Source organism: Paractinoplanes maris, from assembly GCF_023544465.1.
GTDB classification, from domain to species: Bacteria; Actinomycetota; Actinomycetes; order Mycobacteriales; family Micromonosporaceae; genus Actinoplanes; species Actinoplanes maris.
Genome location: NZ_JALPVL010000008.1, coordinates 326,056 through 341,725, shown reverse-complemented (window position 1 = coordinate 341,725; position 15,670 = coordinate 326,056). Strand labels below are relative to the sequence as shown.

Sequence of the window (15,670 nt, the reverse complement as noted above, 5' to 3'; positions counted from 1 at the left end):
CGCATGGCCGTCGCGTCTCTTCCCGGCCGGGGGTGCACCCCCCCGCCTCCGCCCGTCCAGCGCAAGAAAGCCCAACCCACAAAGCCGAAACCCGGGCACAGCACGCCGCACCCGGGCCAGAGAGCGAGCGACCTACTCCGCGACAACCGGAGCCGACGGCCCCACATTGGTCCGGGACCGGACGACCTCGGCCACGTGCGCCACAGCCTCGTCCAGCGGAACACCATTACGCTGAGAGCCGTCGCGGTAGCGGAAGGAGACGGTCCCCGCGGCCACGTCGTCGTCACCGGCAATGGCCATGAAGGGGATCTTCTGCTGCTGGGCGGTGCGGATCTTCTTTTGCATACGGTCGTCGGAGTAGTCGACCTCGGCCCGGATCCCGGCCTTGCGCAACGCGTCGACGAAGCCGGTCAGGTAATCGGCGTGGTCGTCGCGGATCGGGATGCCCACCACCTGGACCGGAGCCAGCCAGGCCGGGAACGCCCCGGCGTAGTGCTCGACCAGGACGCCGAAGAAGCGCTCGATCGAACCGAACTTGGCCGAGTGGATCATCACCGGCTCCTGGCGGGTGCCGTCGGCCGCCTGGTATTCGAGGCCGAAGCGGGCCGGCTGGTTGAAGTCGTACTGAATGGTCGACATCTGCCAGGTGCGGCCGATCGCGTCCTTGGCCTGGACGCTGATCTTCGGGCCGTAGAAGGCCGCCCCGCCCGGGTCGAGCACCAGGTCGAGCCCGGACTCGGTGGCCACGTCTTCCAGGACCTTGGTCGCCACGGCCCACTGCTCGTCCGTACCGATGAACTTGTCGCTCTTGGGGTCGCGGGTCGACAGCTCGAGGTAGTAGTCGTCGAGACCGAAGTCGTCGAGCAGCGATCGGACGAACTCGAGCAGGTGCTTGATCTCGCCCGGGGCCTGGTCAGCGGTCACGTACGAGTGGGAGTCGTCCTGGGTCAGCCCGCGGACCCGGGTGAGCCCGTGCACCACGCCCGACTTCTCGTAACGGTAGACCGTGCCGAACTCGAAGAACCGCAGCGGCAGCTCACGGTAGGACCGCCCGCGCGACTTGAAGATCAAGTTGTGCATCGGGCAGTTCATGGCCTTGAGGTAGTAGTCGGCCCCCTCCAGCTGCATCGGGGGGAACATCGTGTCCTTGTAGTACGGCAGGTGCCCGGAGGTCTGGAACAGCCCCTCCTTGGTGATGTGCGGCGAGCTGACGTACTGGAAGCCCTCCTCGATGTGGCGGGCGCGGACGTAGTCCTCCATCTCGCGCTTGATCACACCACCCTTGGGGTGGAACACGACCAGGCCGGAGCCGATCTCGTCGGGGAACGAGAAGAGGTCGAGCTCGGTGCCGAGCTTGCGGTGGTCGCGGCGCTCGGCCTCGGCCAGTCGGTTCAGGTACGCCTTCAGGTCGTCCCGGGACGGCCACGCGGTGCCGTAGATGCGCTGGAGCTGCGGGTTCTTCTCCGATCCGCGCCAGTAGGCGGCGGCCGAGCGCATCAGCTTGAACGCCGGGATCAGCCGGGTCGTCGGCAGGTGCGGGCCGCGGCACAGGTCGCCCCAGACGCGCTTGCCCTCCTTGTCGAGGTTGTCGTAGTGGGTCAGCTCGCCGTGGCCGACCTCCATCACCTCGTCGGCGTCCACGTCACCCTTGAGGTCGACCAGCTCGAGCTTGTACGGCTCGTCGGCCAGCTCCACCTTGGCCTCGGCCAGCGACTTGTATTCGCGGCGGCGGAACGTCTGCCCGGCCTTCACGATCTCCTGCATCCGCTTCTCGAGCTTCTGCAGGTCTTCCGGCTGGAACGGCTTGGATACGTCGAAGTCGTAGTAGAAGCCGTTCTCGATCGGCGGGCCGATGCCCAGCTTGGCCTCGGGGAACGTGTCCTGCACGGCCTGGGCCAGCACGTGCGCGGCCGAGTGGCGCAGCACGTTCAGCCCGTCGGGCTCGTCGATCGAGACGGGGGTGGCGTCGGTGTCGAGCTCGGGGCGCCAGTCGAGGTCGCGCAGGCGGCCGGCGGCGTCGCGGACGACCACGATCGCCTTGGGGCCGGTCGTCGGCAGGCCGGCTGCGGCCACCGCATCGGCGGCCGTAGTCCCGGCCGGGACGACGAGAGGGTCGGCCACAGCGGGGGTACGGGATGCGGACACGGTGATCTCCTTCAGCTGCGAAAAGCCCATCAGAACCTTGACGATGCTATCCGCCCGGAAATTCCCGGGGTCGCCCGCGCCCGCACGTCACCGTTTGGTGAGCTCGGCCTCCTGCTCGGAACCGGCCTCGTACGAGAGAAGGTTTTTGCCCTCGGACCGGTGCTCCAGGTCGGTGATGGCGGCCAGGCGCCGGTCGAGGTCGAGCTGGGCCTGGTTCATGGCACCGTCGTGGGCCTGCTCCTGACGGGCCCGGGCGGCCAGCAGCTCGTCCTTGGCCCGGCCGAGCAGGATGCGGTTGGCGGCGTCGCGGTCCTTCGGCGGGATGCCCGGCGCGGCCCCGATGATCGTGGGGAATTCGGCGATGGCCCGCTCCTGGTGCACCGAGTGCAGGCCCTTCCAGTAGTCGGTCTGGCTCGTGTCGACCCAGTTGGCCAGGGCGAGGATGGCGACGTCGTCGAACCGCGACTGCTCGGCGTCGGGCAGGGTCTCCTCGCGGTAGACGTGCCGGCCGATGTCGTCGGCGGCCTTGCGGTCGGCCTCGTTGACCACGGTCAGGACCTCGCCGATCTGCTGGGCGTAGGCGTCGACCGCGCCCGGTGACGCGGCGGCCGCGATCGTGGCGGTGATCAGGCCCGCCTCCAGGTCGACCCGTAGACCCGCCGCCTGCGCCTCGGCCACCAGCTCGTTGAGCCGGCGCCGGCCCTGTTCCAGGTCGAGGGCGAAATCGCGGATGATCCAGGCCACGGCGGCGCAGTGGGTCTGCCCGTTGCCGACCTGGACGCGCAGCTCGGCCGCCTTGTCCTGGGCGGCCTGCGAGCTGGGCCCGGCCGGCCAGTGGTTGGGCAGTTCGCGGGTGTCGCGGCCGAGGTCCTCGACGGCGGCATCGAGGGCCCGGGCCAGCTTGTCCCAGTGCCGGGCCACGGTCTCGAGGCGGCCGGTGTCGGCGGCCAGCAGCCCGGGGAGCGTGATCGTCATGCCGTCACCCGGGCTTTCCGGCGGTCTGGATCCGGTCGGCCGCGTTGTTGTCGGTGGCGACGAAGTCACCGGCCGCCGCGCGCAGGTCGTCGCCGTAACCGCGGACCAGGCCGGCCAGCCCCTCCACGGTGATCTGCCAGAACCGGGCCGCGTGGGCCATCTCGTCCGCACACACCACGGCGCCCTCGACGGCACCCCGGCCCGCATACTCCCAGCCGGGTATCACGGCGGCCGCGCCCGCGAGCTGATCGCCCGTCCCGGTCACCGCCGCACCCATCGCGCGCACCGCCGGCGCATCGATGCTGGTCATGTCGTCCATCGATCAACCACCCGCCCGTAGAGGTCCTCGCCCGGCGAAACCTACACGGCGCCGGCACGCCGGTCGGTTCAGTCGCCGGAGCCGGCCGGCCGCGATTCGGCACGGGCGCCGAGTCAGGCGCGGCCCGCTCCGGCGTACGGGAAAGTCAGCGACCCGTCTGCCGTCGGCGGCGAACAAGGCGGCCCGAACTCTCGTCCACAGTGGTTGGCCACGCTCGGCTCGGCTTTGCCGGATGGGCGATTAGGCTCGGCGGGGACGGAGGGCGGACCTGATGATCAGTGCCGGGTATGACGCTGAGCTGCGGCGGCATCAGGAGGTGTTGCGGCGGGCGTGGGGCATCGGGGCCCGGGATCATGTGCTTGATCTTGGGTGTGGGGCTGGGCTGACCACCCGTGAGGCCGCGCGGGCGGCGTCGGCGGGTAGCGCGCTCGGGGTCGACATCTCCGCGCCGGCCATCGAGCGCGCTCGGGAGCTGGCCCGGGCCGAGGGCGTGCCCAACGTCAGCTTCGCGTGCGCCGACGTGCAGGAGCACGACTTCGGGGCGGGGCGGTTCGATGTGGCGATCAGCCGGTTCGGCACGATGTTCTTCGGTGATCCGGCGGCGGCGTTCGCCGGTGTCGGGCGGGCGCTTCGGCCGGGTGGGCGGCTGGTGATGCTGGTCTGGCAGGACGGTGCGCTCAACGAGTGGCATGTCGTCATCCGGCGGGCCCTGGGCGAGCCACCGGTCGCGGGCCGGGGGGCCTTCTCGCTCGGTGACCGGGCGGGCGTGACCGCGATGCTGAGCGGCGCCGGGTTCGAGGGCGTCGCTTTCGCCGATGTGGACGAGCCGCTCTATTACGGGCCCGATGTGGCGGCGGCGCTCGACTGGGTCCGGAATTTCGCGCCCGCGGCGGCCGGGACCGCGGAACTGCGCGAGACGATGCTGGCCCATACGACCGATGACGGCGTCTGGCTCGGTTCGCGAGCGTGGCTGGTCACCGCTCGGAAGGGACAGCGACCGGCGGCACGCATCGATACAGTTGAATGATTCCGATACGGGGAGGAATCATGAGGGCTCTTGTCACCGCCGCCTCGGCGGCTGCCGTGCTCGTTCTGGCCACCGGCAGCGCGTCCTACGGCCACCAGCAGCGCGCCGACGCGCCGCCCTGCGCCGGGCAGCTCATCACCAACCCCAGCTTCGAGCGCGGCACCACCGGCTGGACGGCCGGGCCCCGCATGGTTGTCCTCGGTGACCAGGCCCGGCCCGCGCACACCGGCCGCGCGTACGCCTCGCTGGCCGGCCTCGACATCACCCGGACCGAGGTCCTGCGCACCGACGTCACGCTCCCGGCCGGCTGCAAGCTCACGCTCCGGCTGTGGGTACGCACGACGACCACCGAGACCACCCGCCGCGACTACCTGAATGTCAGCCTCAACGTCACCGGGGTGCCGCCGAAGACCTACTTCGCACTGTCCGGCGACGGCTCGCCGCAGTGGCACCAATACACCGGCTCGACCGGGACGGCGGCCACCGACCGCACCGCGACCGTCATCTTCTTCGCCAGCGAGGTCGCCGGCGACGGGGTCACCGCCTTCGACGTGGACGACGTGACCTTCACCCTCAGCTGAGCCGGGTCACTGCATGGTGGTGGCTGTCGGGTGGTCGAACGAGACGGGGCACCGGAACACGTACAGCGAGTAACCCCGGCCGATGGTGACGCCGACGGGATCGGCGCTCGCCCCCTCCGGCTCCTCGACCGGCCGCCAGCTGCTGACCCGCCCCTCCCACTCGCCGGAGTCGGCGGTCAGCAGCAACGTCATCGCGGTGCCGCACTCGGCGCAGTCCATCGGGTGCGGATCGGTCAGCGACCAGTTCGCGAAGCCGCCGATCTTCCAGCCGGGCGCCAGCGACAAGTCGGACTGGTAGCTGGTTCCCAGCTCCTCCTCCCACGCGTCGATCCGGGCCCCGAGATCGCCGGGCAGCAGACCGCCGTACGGGAACTCGCGCACCTGCTCCGGGTGCACGACACACGGCACGGGCAGATACGAGTCGTTGACCACCGGCGGCTCCGGGGGCTCGGCCAGGAGTGGACCGAGGTCGGCACCGCGCCGCCAGAAGACGCGGACCCGCGGGTTGTAACCCTCCTCGGGATGGTCGAGCGGGCACCACAGCACCTGCATCAGGTCGCAGTCGTCCGGCCCGGCGAAGTCGGGGATGTCGCGCCGGTGCAGCTGGGCCACCGGGATCAGCGGGATCGGCTGGTCGGCCAGCCGGTGCGGCTCCGAGAAATCCGGACTCGGCAGCTGCGCCCTCTCCTGGTTGGTCAGTGTGTGACGGGTGCCCCTGGCCGCGTGGACGGCCCGCTGCCGGCGGACCGTCGCCGGTGTCAGCAGCCGGTGGATGTAGTGGTTACGGCCGTCGTGGCAGACCGGCCACGCCTCGTCGGCGGGCCATCGCAGCGGGCCGGCGACCGAGCTGTCCGAGGCTGAGGGCGCGCCCGGCCGGGGATGCAGCCGGGTGGCGGTTGTCGACAACCCGGACAACGACGGGAACAGCGCCGTGACGTCGATCGGCCGCGGCGGCGTGGTGCGGGTCATGGGCCCGATCCTAGGGAGACAGCACGGCGGCGAGACCGTCGGCGCGCGGGTCGCTGCCGGCCTCCAGACGGCCGCCGCTGAACCGGGAGAGCTGCCCGTGACCGGCACCGTCATGCGGGCCGCTGGTCGTCGTCACGGTCAGGCCGTCCGCGCCGGCCGGCGCCGGGACACCGGGCTCGACGATCAGCTCGGTGCCGCGCAGGATCCAGCGCGGTCGGGTGATCAGCGCCGACGGGTCGGCGGTCAGCACGTCGGGGGCCAGCTGGGCGAGGATCCACGGCTGGGCCCGGCCGCCCTGGCAACCGAGCGCGACCACCGCGTCCGGCGCGGCCACCGCGTCCGGCGCGGCCACCGCGTCCGGCGCGTCCGGCGCGTCCGGCGCGTCCGGCGCGTCCGGCGCGTCCGGCGCGTCCGGCGTCAGGGCGATCGTCGGGCAGAGGGTGTGCGGTGGGCGGAGGCCGGGCGCTGTCCGGGCCGGGTGCGACGGGTCGGGGCTGAACGAGGAGCCACGGTTGTGCAGCACCACACCGGTCGACGGTTCCAGCAGGCCGGAGCCGAAGCTCTCGAAGACGCTCTGGATGAGGGTCACGGCGTTGCCCTCGTCGTCGACCGCGGTGACGGCAACCGTGTCACCGGTGGGTTTCGGGGGCTCGGCACCGGCACCGGCGCCGCTCGGGTGGAGAAGCCCGTCCAGGTCGATCGGGCCACCACAGGGATCGCCGAGCAGCGCGTTGCGGGCGGCCTGGGCGCGACGGCAGTCGGCGAGGAGCGAGGTCGAACCGACGACGGCCAGGAACGTGGCTCCCTGCACGGGCGGTGGCGCGGCATGCCAGGTCACCCCGCCGACCGTACGGCGTAGGGGTTCGACCACCTCGGCGGTGTGCGCGGCGAAATCGGCCCCGGCCAACGGGCTGCCGAGCGCCCGGAGGCCGGGAATCAGCGGGCCGGCGTAGAACGACCGCCAATCCCGCGCGATCCCGGTCAGCGTCCGCGCGAGCGCCGGCTGCACCAGCGTCGGCGGCAGCATCACCGCGGCCAGCCCGGGGTCGGCGCGGATGACGTCGAGGCCGTTCGCGATGGCCGCCCGCAGACCCGGGCTCTTCTCCACCCCGTCGGCCGCGAGCCGGACGGCCGGCGCCAGCAGCTCTGCCAGCGGCAGCCGGGCGCCGAGCTCGTGCACCGCGGCCCACCCGGCCACCACCCCGGGAACTGTCACGGAATGCGGGCCGCGCAACGGCACCGGCCCCGGACGGGCGGCGAGCGCCGCGGCACCGACCGAGACGACCGCGCGTACGGGGGAGCCCGCCCGCCGGACCATGGCGACGAGATCGCCGCCGACCGAGCACTGGTGCGGATAGACGACGGCCAGCGCCCCGGCCGCGGCCAGGGCGGCGTCGAAGGCGTTGCCCCCGGCCGTCACGGCCGTGCGCGCGGCCTCCACGGCATCGGGGTGGGGAGCGGCCACGGCGACTGACATACCGGCGACCCTACGGGGTCAGAATGGCGCGATGGAGAGCTTGCGGACGGACCGGCTGTTGTTGCGCGGGTGGCAGGATGCCGACCTGGATGTGCTGGCGGCGATCAACGCCGACCCGGAGGTGATGCGCTACATCCTCGACGGGAGGGTGCGTGATCGGGAGGAGAGCGCCGAGGGCCTGCGAAGGATGCGGCGGGAGTGGGACGAGCACGGCTTCGGGCTGTACGCGGTGGAGGTGCGCGAGACCGGTGAGCTGATCGGCTGGGCCGGGCTCGCGGTGCCGGCGTTCCTGCCCGAGGTGATGCCGGCGGTGGAGATCGGGTGGCGGCTGAGCCGGGCCGCCTGGGGACACGGCTACGCCACCGAGGCGGCCGCGGCGGCGCTGCGGTTCGGCTTCGACGAGGCCGGCCTGGACCGGGTCATCAGCATCCGGCATGTGGACAACCAGCGGTCAGCCCGGGTCATGGCGAAACTGGGGCTGGTCCACGAGTTCGACACCGTGGTGCCCGGGGCCGGGCAGCCGGTGGCCGTCCACGCGCGGACTAAACAGTCAGCGGGTTGACCACCTCGAGCTGGTCGTGCTCGATGAGGTGGCGCACCGACTCGAGCACGGCCGCCTCCGGCTCGTACCGGGGGGCGTAGCCGAGCAGGGTGCGGGCCTTCTCGATGCTGAAGTAGTGGTTGCGGACGAGGTGTTCCCAGCTGGCCCCGGCAGCCTCGTCGCCGGCCGTGCGACGGAAATCGGGCCAGCTCACCGGGCGCAGCTCGGCGGTCTGGCCGAACCACGACGCGGCGATCCGGGCGTAACCGCGCACGGTGAGGGCGGAGGGGGCGACGACGCTGAAGTCCTCGCCCGCCGCCGCCTCGCGCCGGGTGATGGCGGCCTCGAAGGCCTGGGCCACGTCGTCGGCGTGGACGTGATGCATGAGCTCCGTGCCGATGCCGGGGATGTCGAGCGGCTCGCCGGCCGAGAGGGTGCGCCACACTCCCGGATCGGTGTTGCCGAGCGGGCCGATCGGGTGCCAGCCCGGCCCGACGATGTGGCCCGGGTGCAACGAGGTGGTGACCAGGCCGCCGGATCGGGTCTCCTGCTTCAGCATCCGCGCGATGGCGTCCTTGGCGATGCCGTACTCACCGATCGGGGGTGCGCCGTTGTCCTCGGTGACCGGCAGCTTGAGGCTCGGCCCGGCCCGCCAGATCGACCCGCAGTGCAAAAGATGCCCGGTCTCGCCGCGCAGCCGCTCGACCAGCGCGGTGGCCGAGTCGAGCGTGAAGCAGATGAGGTCGACGACGACGTCCGCCCCCAGCCCGGCGATCCGCTCCGGGAAGTCGTCGGCGTCGCGATCGGCACTCTCGTGGCGCACGTGCTGCCACGCGGGATCGTCGACGTAGGCGGCCCGCTGCCCCCGGCTGACGTTGATCACCTCGTGCCCGCCCCGCACCAGCCGCGGAACGAGGAACGTGCCGATGTGCCCACTGCCGCCGATGACCACCGTCTTCATCGACCCAGATTAGGCCGGCGCAGGAGATGCTCGTCGCCGGTCTCGGACTCGAGCACACAGCCCAGACGCTCGTAGAGGCGCCGGGCCCGCGGGTTGTCCTTCTCCACCCCGATCAGCAGCGTGAGTCCCTCCCCCGCGGCGGCGGTCTGCAGATCGCGGACGATCGACGAGCCGATGCCCCGGCCCTGCGCCGACGGAACGAGCTGCAGACCGGCCAGCTGAACGACCCCGTCCCGCCGCACCACGCGCAACCGCCCGATCACCTCGTCGCCCAGCATGATCACGGACAGGGCGTTGCCGGGGCTCGCCTCCCGGACGGTGTCCCGGCTCCACTCGGCGAAACCCTCGCGCCAGTCCGCTTCGTCCCCGGGGCTGCGAGCGGTCCACCGCCCCTGGGCCTTGGTGGCCGCCATGACGATGTCGGCCAGGACGTACGCGTCATCGGCAGTGGCCGGCCGCAGCGTCACCCCGGGCAGCAGATCGGCCAGGGGCGGACGGATCTCGGCCGGGTGCAGGTTCAGCGCCTCGAACTCCCCGGCGGTGGCCCAGCGGAGCTCGAAACTGTTGTCCGGGCCGTTCTCCTCGGCCTCCGGACCCGACAGGACCGGGGTGCCCACCACGTCGGTCATCAGGAAATACGTGGCCGGACGGCCGTTGTGCCGGCCGGTCCACAATCGACGGCCGATCACCGCGCGCAGGGTGGTCTCCTCGACGAGCTCGCGCACCGCGGCCGCCTCCACGGTCTCCCCCGGTTCGACACCGCCACCGGGCAGGACCGCGTAATGATGGCCGGCGCACGACGTGGCGCCGGGCGGGCACATGACACACGGGTGCGGTCGACGCAGGTAGCGCTTGATGACCAGAACGCGGTGATCGGAGAGGACGACGGCGACGGCGCGGGGAACGGGCATGTCCCCATCTAAGCGAGATCGGACAGCGCGGTGGCCAGACGGTCGATGTCCTCGTGGGTGGTGCCGAGGCCCCAGCTGGCGCGGAGCAGGCCGCCGGTGTCGCAGGAGCCGGCGCCGCCCAGCCTGCGGACCAGGGGATGGGCGCAGAACAGGCCGGCGCGCACCCCGATGCCGTGCTCGCGGGCCAGCCGGTCGGCCACGGCGGCCGGGCCGGCCACGGCGAACGAGACGATGCCGACGCGGGGCTGCCGGCCGCCGAAGAGCGAGACGCCGCCGTCGAGGCCGGACAGCAGGCTCTGCTCGTGTTCCAGCAAGGCCGCGCGGTCGGTCCGCAGCAACGCCTCACAGACGGCGGCCACCGCGATGGCACCGATCAGGTTGGGGGTGCCGCCCTCGTGGCGGGCCGGGCCGGTGGCCCAGACCACGTCACCGGCGTCGTCGCCGACCGAGACACTGGCGCCGCCGCCCCGCAGGTAGGGCGGGGCCGCGTCCAGCCAGTCACCGCGGCCGGCCAGCACACCGGCACCGAACGGGGCGTACAGCTTGTGACCCGAGAAGGCCAGATAGTCGGCGCCCAGGTCGTCGAGGTTGACCGGCACGTGCGGGGCGAGCTGCGCGGCGTCGACGAGCACCCGGGCCCCGTACGCGTGGGCGACGTCGGCCAGGCGGCGGACCGGCCAGATCTCCCCCGTGACGTTGCTGGCCCCGGTGACCGCGAGCAGCGCCGGGCCGCGTACGGAAGAAAGCGCGTCCCGCACCGCTGCGACCGCCTCGTCGGCATCGGCCGGCGCCGGCAGGCGCACGGGCGACGGCCAGGGCAGCAGGTTGGCGTGGTGCTCACCGTCGAAGACGATCGTCGTGGTGCCCTCGGGCAGCGCGCGGGCCAGCAGGTTCAGCGCGTCGGTGGTGTTGCGGGTGAAGACGACCTCGTCGCCGGGGCGGGCGCCCACGAACTCGGCCACGATGTCGCGGGCCCGCTCGTAGGCGAAGGTCGAGCGTTGCGACCGCAGCCCGGCCCCGCGGTGCACGCTGCCGTAGTAGGGCAGCAGATCGCGGACGGCCTCGACGGCGGCCCGCACGGCCGGGGCCGAGGCCGCGTAGTCGAGATGGGCGAAGCGGACGGTGGCCCCACCGGGCAGCGTGGTGGTGAGGTCGGCGCCGACGATGTCGAGATGATCGGACATGGAGAAACCTCCGGCAGACTCGCGCTTGCCCACGCCGGTCGGCGCGGGCCAGGTCGTCACCCGGGGCACCCCATCGCGATCGCAAGGGTTGCCGGCCAGCGAGCCGGGGCTTGTCGCTGGCACTCATGACCTTCAGGGCGAAGCCTAGCACCCCCTATTGCCTATAGGCAAAGTAGGGATATGGTCGATCGCATGAGCACCCAGACCTGGCTCGAGTGGCACGCCGAGCACGAGCGCGCCCTCGCCGACCCGCACGGATTCCTGGCCATCACCAGCCTCAACTTCCTGGACGCGACCCCGCGGCGCTTCTCCGACGCGCCCGGCGAGTGGAGCACCGGCCCCGACGGCGTCGTCGTCGACCTGGCCGAGGGTGAGTCGCTGACGGTCGACGGCAAGGAGGCCACCGGGCGCCACCGGTTCGGCGTGCTGCCCGAGCGCGGCGGCGTCTTTCCCGGCTCCGGCGACGCCGTCATCGAGGTGGCCAAGCGCGGCGGGTTCGACATCGTCCGGCCACGCCACCCCGGAAACGAGTTGCGGCAGCGGTTCCACGGCGTCCCGGCCTACGAGCCGACCGGGAAATGGAAGTTGACCGGCCGCTACGTGCCGTTCAAGGAGCCGCGCGCCGTCACCGTGGGCGCGGCCGTCGAGGGCCTGGAGCACGTGTACGAGTCGCCGGGCCGCGTCGAGTTCGAGGCGCTGGGCATCCCGCTGGCCTTGACTGTCTTCAATGGACGAACGCCGGGCTCGCTCTTCGCCCTGTTCACCGACGAGACGTCGGGCATCACGACGTATGCGGCCAACCGCAGCCTGGCCATCGACGCACCGGCCGCCGACGGCACGGTCACCCTCGACTTCAACAAGGCCACCAACCTCGTCTGCGCCTACACCGACTTCGCGACCTGCCCCCTGCCCCCCACCGAGAACCGGCTGCCGGTCGCGGTCGAGGCGGGCGAGAAGATCCCGTACGAGCGGCAGCCGTGATGCACCTCGCGCTGGAGCTGGGTGACGCCCCGATCGACGAGGTCGAGGCGGCCGGGTTCGCCTTCGTGACGATCGGGAACTCCGGTCCGGTCAAGGCCGGCGTGCGAGCCGCGTACCTCTCGCGGCGCACCCGGCGGATCGGTCTCGCCCCGCAACTGCACGTCACCGTCACCGAGCCGTTCCACCTGGCCACACAGTTGGCGTCGCTCGATCATGCCTCCCTCGGCCGGGCCGGCTGGGTCGTCGGCGCGGTCGACACCCCGTCCGCGAACGCCGCTACGAGCGGGCCGCTTCGTTCGTGACGGCCGCCACTCGACCCATCACCGCCTGGCGCGCACTGGGCCTGTCGATCCGGGAGACCGTGATCAAGGTGACCCCGCAGCACAACCATCTGGAGCCGCCCTAATGCTCGACGTCGTCGTGGTCGGCGCTGGAGCCATGGGCTCCGCCGGTGGCCCGCCGCTGCCACGCTTCAGACTTGGGTCCGCCAGCTGAACTCGGGCTCGTAGCCGAGCACGCGCCGGGCCTTGTCGATGGAGAGCAGGGTCTCGTGCTCGCCCAGCTCCTTGGTGATCGGCAGGTCGGGGAAGACCTCGGCCGCCAGCTCGGCGCTGGAACGGGTCATCACCGTGTCGGCGTTGGCGATCACGAAGACGTCGGCGCCCGGTGTGGTGTGGGCCAGGGCCTTGCGGACGGCCTGGGCGCCGTCGCGGGCGTCGATGTAGCCCCAGGCGTTCCAGCTGCGCAGGTGGGGGTCGGCGTCGTAGGAGGGGAAGGCCGCGTAGTCGGCCGGATCCATCACGTTGGAGAAGCGCAGACCGGTCATCGACAGTGCCGGGTCCCAGCGGCAGAACTGGGCGGCCATCTGCTCCTCGAGGTGCTTGCCCAGCGAGTACGCCGAGTTGGGGCGGGCCGGGTAGTCCTCGTCGGCCGGCAGGTACGGCGGTGGGGTGCTCCCGAAGGGCAGCCCGAGCACCGTCTCGCTGGACGCCCAGACCACCTTCTTGATGCCGGCCACCCGGGCCGCCTCGAAGACGTTGTAGGTGGCCGGAACGTTGTTGTGGAAGATCGCCGCGTTGGGCCGCAGTCCGGGGGCGGGGATCGCCGCCAGGTGCACGACGGCGTCGATGCCGTCGTAGCGCTCGTCGACCGCGGTCAGCGCCCCCACCACCTGACCGAAGTCGGTGAGGTCGATCTTGATGAACGAGCCGTCGCCGGGGGCGGCGTCCAGGTTGACGACCTGGTGGTCGTGCGCCAGCAGGTCCTGCACCACGGCGCGGCCGAGTTTGCCGCTGCCTCCGGTCACCGCTATACGAGCCATGACCCCCTTTTTACTCCTGGGCCAGGTGCTCCCGCAGCGCGGCCATGATCTCGCCGGTCGCGGCCAGCTGGTCGGGGGTCAGCGCGTCGACGAAGATCTCGCGGATGTCGCGCAGGTGCGGCCGGGTCACCGCCTGGAAGATCTCGGCGCCGGCCGGGGCCAGCACCGCCTCGGCGCCCCGGTTGTCGGTGAGGCACTCCTCGCGGCGGATCAGGCCGCGCTTCTCCATCCGCCCGAGGTGGTGGGAGAGCCGGCTGCGCTCCCAGCCGACGGCCGTGGCCAGCTCGGACGACCGCATCCGCTGCCCGGTCGCCTCGCTCAGGGCCAGCAGCACCGTGTAGTCGCCGGTCGACAGGCCCTGCCGCTGCAACCGGGCGGCCATCTCCGTGCGGACGGCCTCGCCGGTCTCGATGAAGTCACGCCAGACGCGGAGCTCGTCTCTGGTCGGGAACCGAGTGGTCACGGACACACCTCCTGTAGTTGACGTGTCAATCGTAGCGAGCATAATTGACACGTCAACCAGCTTGGAGGGGTCATCATGACCGACATCACTTTCGGTCTCGACACGTTCGGCGACGTGCCGGAGGACGACAACGGCAACCTGCTGTCGTACGGTGCGGCCATCCGCCAGGTCGTCGACGAGGCCGTCCTCGCCGACGAGCTGGGCGTGGACGTCATCGCGCTCGGCGAGCACCACCGCCCGGAGTATGCGATCTCGTCCCCCGAGACCGTGCTGGCCGGCATCGCCGGCAAGACGAAGAACATCCGGCTCGCTTCCGGCGTGACCGTCCTGAGCTCCGACGATCCCGTCCGGGTGTTCCAGCGCTTCGCCACCCTCGACGGCCTGTCCGGCGGGCGCGCCCAGGTCATCCTCGGCCGCGGCTCCTTCACCGAGTCGTTCCCGCTGTTCGGCTATGACCTGAGCGACTACGACACCCTGTTCGAGGAGAAGATCGAGCTCTTCGCCGAGCTGCTCAAGGAGAAGCCGGTCACTTGGAGCGGCACCACCCGCGCGGCCCTGACCGACGCCGACGTCTTCCCCAAGACCGACTCGGGCCACCTCGACACCTGGGTCGGCGTCGGCGGCTCCCCGCAGTCGGTCGTCCGCACGGCGCGGTACGGTCTGCCCCTGATGCTGGCGATCATCGGTGGAGCCCCCGACCGCTTCGCGCCCTATGTCGATCTGTATCGGCGCGCCGCCGACCAGCTCGGCACCGTGGCGCACCCGGTCGGGATGCACTCCCCCGGTTTCATCGCGGACACCGACGAGGAGGCCAAAGAGGTGTTCTACCCGCGTTACAAGGTCATGCGTGACCGCATCGGCAAGCTGCGCGGCTGGCCCCCGCTGCGCAAGGAGGAGTTCGACCACGAGGTCGAGCACGGCTCGCTCTACATCGGCTCGCCCGAGACCGTGGCCCGCAAGATGGCCAAGGCGATCACCTCGCTCGGCGTCGGCCGGTTCGACCTGATCTATGTGGCCGGGTCGACCCCCGCGAGCGCCCGCCTGCGCGCCGTCGAGCTGTTCGGCAGCAAGGTCATCCCGATGACCCGCGACCTGCTGGCGGCCTGAGCCATGACGACGATCGGCATCCTCGGCGCCGGCAAGGTCGGCACCGTCCTGGCCCGGCTGGCGGTGGCGGCCGGGCACCGGGTCCTCATCGCCGGGTCCGGTGACGTCTCGAAGATCAGGCTGATCGTCGGCGTCCTGGTGCCCGGCGCCGAGCCCACCACGGCGGCCGAGGTGGCCGCCCGGTCCGACGTCGTGGTGCTCGCGCTCCCGCTGGGCAAGCACCAGACCCTGCCGGTCGGCCAGTTGCACGGCAAGCTCGTCGTCGACGCCATGAACTACTGGTGGGAGGTCGACGGCATCCGCGACGACCTCACCGACCCGCGCACCTCCTCGAGCGAGATCGTGCAGGCCTTCCTGGCCGATTCCCGGGTGGTCAAGGCCTTCAACCACATGGGTTACCACGACCTCGAGGAGGACGCGCGCCCGGCCGGGGCGCCCGGCCGCAAGGCGATCGCGGTGGCCGGGGACGACGAGGCCGACGTCGCCGCGGTCGCGGCGATCGTCGACGACCTGGGCTTCGATCCGGTGATCGCCGGGCCGCTGTCCGAGGGCGTACGGCTGGAGCCCGGCACCGAGGCGTTCGGCGCCAACGTCTCCGCGCCCGAGCTGCGCGCCATGCTCGACCGCTTCCCCGCCTCCGAGCGGGGCCAGGCCGTGACCCGGGCCCGGCTGAACTCCCCGGCTTCGTAATACGAGACACCGTCCGAC

17 protein-coding genes and 1 riboswitch are annotated in these 15,670 nt (G+C 71.8%); of the genes, 7 read left to right on the top strand and 10 right to left on the bottom strand.

Annotated features, from left to right (window positions below):
• Positions 1-132: 132 nt before the first annotated feature.
• The 3 genes from thrS to NAG42_RS24510 all read right to left on the bottom strand — a co-directional run bounded on the left by thrS (position 133) and on the right by NAG42_RS24510 (position 3,430).
• Entirely contained in the window at positions 133-2,145 is a 2,013-nt protein-coding gene (thrS, locus tag NAG42_RS24520) for a threonine--tRNA ligase (RefSeq protein WP_250033325.1), read from the bottom strand.
• Positions 2,146-2,232: 87 nt separating this feature from the next.
• Complete coding sequence (locus NAG42_RS44345; RefSeq protein ID WP_284045794.1) at positions 2,233-3,120, bottom strand: hypothetical protein; 888 nt, start codon at positions 3,118-3,120, stop codon at positions 2,233-2,235.
• A gap of 4 nt (positions 3,121-3,124) precedes the next feature.
• Positions 3,125-3,430 (bottom strand): hypothetical protein, encoded by a 306-nt coding sequence (locus NAG42_RS24510; protein WP_250033324.1) that lies wholly within the window; start codon positions 3,428-3,430, stop codon positions 3,125-3,127.
• A 280-nt stretch (positions 3,431-3,710) separates the two neighbouring features.
• On the opposite strand from NAG42_RS24510, the gene NAG42_RS24505 reads away from it, so the two are divergent.
• Both NAG42_RS24505 and NAG42_RS24500 read left to right on the top strand, forming a co-directional pair.
• The gene (locus NAG42_RS24505; RefSeq protein ID WP_250033323.1) at positions 3,711-4,466 is read left to right on the top strand and encodes a class I SAM-dependent methyltransferase; all 756 of its coding nucleotides are present in this window, start codon (positions 3,711-3,713) and stop codon (positions 4,464-4,466) included.
• A gap of 20 nt (positions 4,467-4,486) precedes the next feature.
• Entirely contained in the window at positions 4,487-5,047 is a 561-nt protein-coding gene (locus NAG42_RS24500) for a hypothetical protein (RefSeq protein WP_250033322.1), read from the top strand.
• A gap of 6 nt (positions 5,048-5,053) precedes the next feature.
• Here NAG42_RS24500 and NAG42_RS24495 read toward each other — a convergent pair whose 3' ends face one another.
• Both NAG42_RS24495 and NAG42_RS24490 read right to left on the bottom strand, forming a co-directional pair.
• Positions 5,054-6,016, bottom strand: coding sequence for a hypothetical protein (locus NAG42_RS24495; protein ID WP_250033321.1), 963 nt, complete (start codon positions 6,014-6,016; stop codon positions 5,054-5,056).
• Positions 6,017-6,026: 10 nt separating this feature from the next.
• The gene (locus NAG42_RS24490; protein ID WP_250033320.1) at positions 6,027-7,493 is read right to left on the bottom strand and encodes a gamma-glutamyltransferase; all 1,467 of its coding nucleotides are present in this window, start codon (positions 7,491-7,493) and stop codon (positions 6,027-6,029) included.
• Positions 7,494-7,524: 31 nt separating this feature from the next.
• On the opposite strand from NAG42_RS24490, the gene NAG42_RS24485 reads away from it, so the two are divergent.
• Entirely contained in the window at positions 7,525-8,055 is a 531-nt protein-coding gene (locus tag NAG42_RS24485; RefSeq protein WP_250033319.1) for a GNAT family N-acetyltransferase, read from the top strand.
• On the opposite strand, the gene NAG42_RS24480 is transcribed toward NAG42_RS24485, so the two are convergent.
• The 3 genes from NAG42_RS24480 to NAG42_RS24470 are packed head-to-tail and all read right to left on the bottom strand — an operon-like array spanning position 8,036 to position 11,090.
• Positions 8,036-8,995 carry an NAD-dependent epimerase/dehydratase family protein gene (locus NAG42_RS24480; RefSeq protein WP_250033318.1) on the bottom strand — a complete coding sequence of 320 codons (960 nt, stop codon included), beginning with the start codon at positions 8,993-8,995 and terminating at the stop codon, positions 8,036-8,038. The genes NAG42_RS24485 and NAG42_RS24480 overlap by 20 nt on opposite strands.
• On the bottom strand, positions 8,992-9,906 hold the full coding sequence (locus tag NAG42_RS24475) for a bifunctional NUDIX hydrolase family protein/GNAT family N-acetyltransferase (protein WP_250033317.1): 915 nt from the start codon (positions 9,904-9,906) through the stop codon (positions 8,992-8,994). The genes NAG42_RS24480 and NAG42_RS24475 overlap by 4 nt, the downstream gene beginning before the upstream one ends.
• An 8-nt stretch (positions 9,907-9,914) precedes the next feature.
• Complete coding sequence (locus tag NAG42_RS24470; RefSeq protein ID WP_250033316.1) at positions 9,915-11,090, bottom strand: aminotransferase class V-fold PLP-dependent enzyme; 1,176 nt, start codon at positions 11,088-11,090, stop codon at positions 9,915-9,917.
• Between the two features lie 16 nt (positions 11,091-11,106).
• Positions 11,107-11,221: riboswitch (SAM riboswitch) on the bottom strand.
• A 61-nt stretch (positions 11,222-11,282) separates the two neighbouring features.
• Here NAG42_RS24470 and NAG42_RS24465 point away from each other — a divergent pair.
• Both NAG42_RS24465 and NAG42_RS24460 read left to right on the top strand, forming a co-directional pair.
• On the top strand, positions 11,283-12,071 hold the full coding sequence (locus tag NAG42_RS24465; RefSeq protein ID WP_250033315.1) for a DUF1684 domain-containing protein: 789 nt from the start codon (positions 11,283-11,285) through the stop codon (positions 12,069-12,071).
• Positions 12,071-12,373 carry an LLM class flavin-dependent oxidoreductase gene (locus NAG42_RS24460; protein WP_250033314.1) on the top strand — a complete coding sequence of 101 codons (303 nt, stop codon included), beginning with the start codon at positions 12,071-12,073 and terminating at the stop codon, positions 12,371-12,373. The genes NAG42_RS24465 and NAG42_RS24460 overlap by 1 nt, the downstream gene beginning before the upstream one ends.
• Before the next feature lie 170 nt (positions 12,374-12,543).
• Here NAG42_RS24460 and NAG42_RS24455 read toward each other — a convergent pair whose 3' ends face one another.
• Together NAG42_RS24455 and NAG42_RS24450 are read right to left on the bottom strand one after the other, a co-directional pair.
• Entirely contained in the window at positions 12,544-13,392 is an 849-nt protein-coding gene (locus NAG42_RS24455) for an NAD-dependent epimerase/dehydratase family protein (RefSeq protein ID WP_250033313.1), read from the bottom strand.
• A 10-nt stretch (positions 13,393-13,402) separates the two neighbouring features.
• Positions 13,403-13,855, bottom strand: coding sequence for a MarR family winged helix-turn-helix transcriptional regulator (locus NAG42_RS24450; protein ID WP_250033312.1), 453 nt, complete (start codon positions 13,853-13,855; stop codon positions 13,403-13,405).
• A 75-nt stretch (positions 13,856-13,930) separates the two neighbouring features.
• Here NAG42_RS24450 and NAG42_RS24445 point away from each other — a divergent pair, with 75 nt between their 5' ends.
• Both NAG42_RS24445 and NAG42_RS24440 read left to right on the top strand, forming a co-directional pair.
• Positions 13,931-14,962, top strand: a complete 1,032-nt coding sequence (locus tag NAG42_RS24445) for an LLM class flavin-dependent oxidoreductase (RefSeq protein ID WP_250033311.1) — start codon at positions 13,931-13,933, stop codon at positions 14,960-14,962.
• A gap of 3 nt (positions 14,963-14,965) precedes the next feature.
• Positions 14,966-15,652 (top strand): NADPH-dependent F420 reductase, encoded by a 687-nt coding sequence (locus NAG42_RS24440; protein ID WP_250033310.1) that lies wholly within the window; start codon positions 14,966-14,968, stop codon positions 15,650-15,652.
• Positions 15,653-15,670 lie beyond the last annotated feature (18 nt).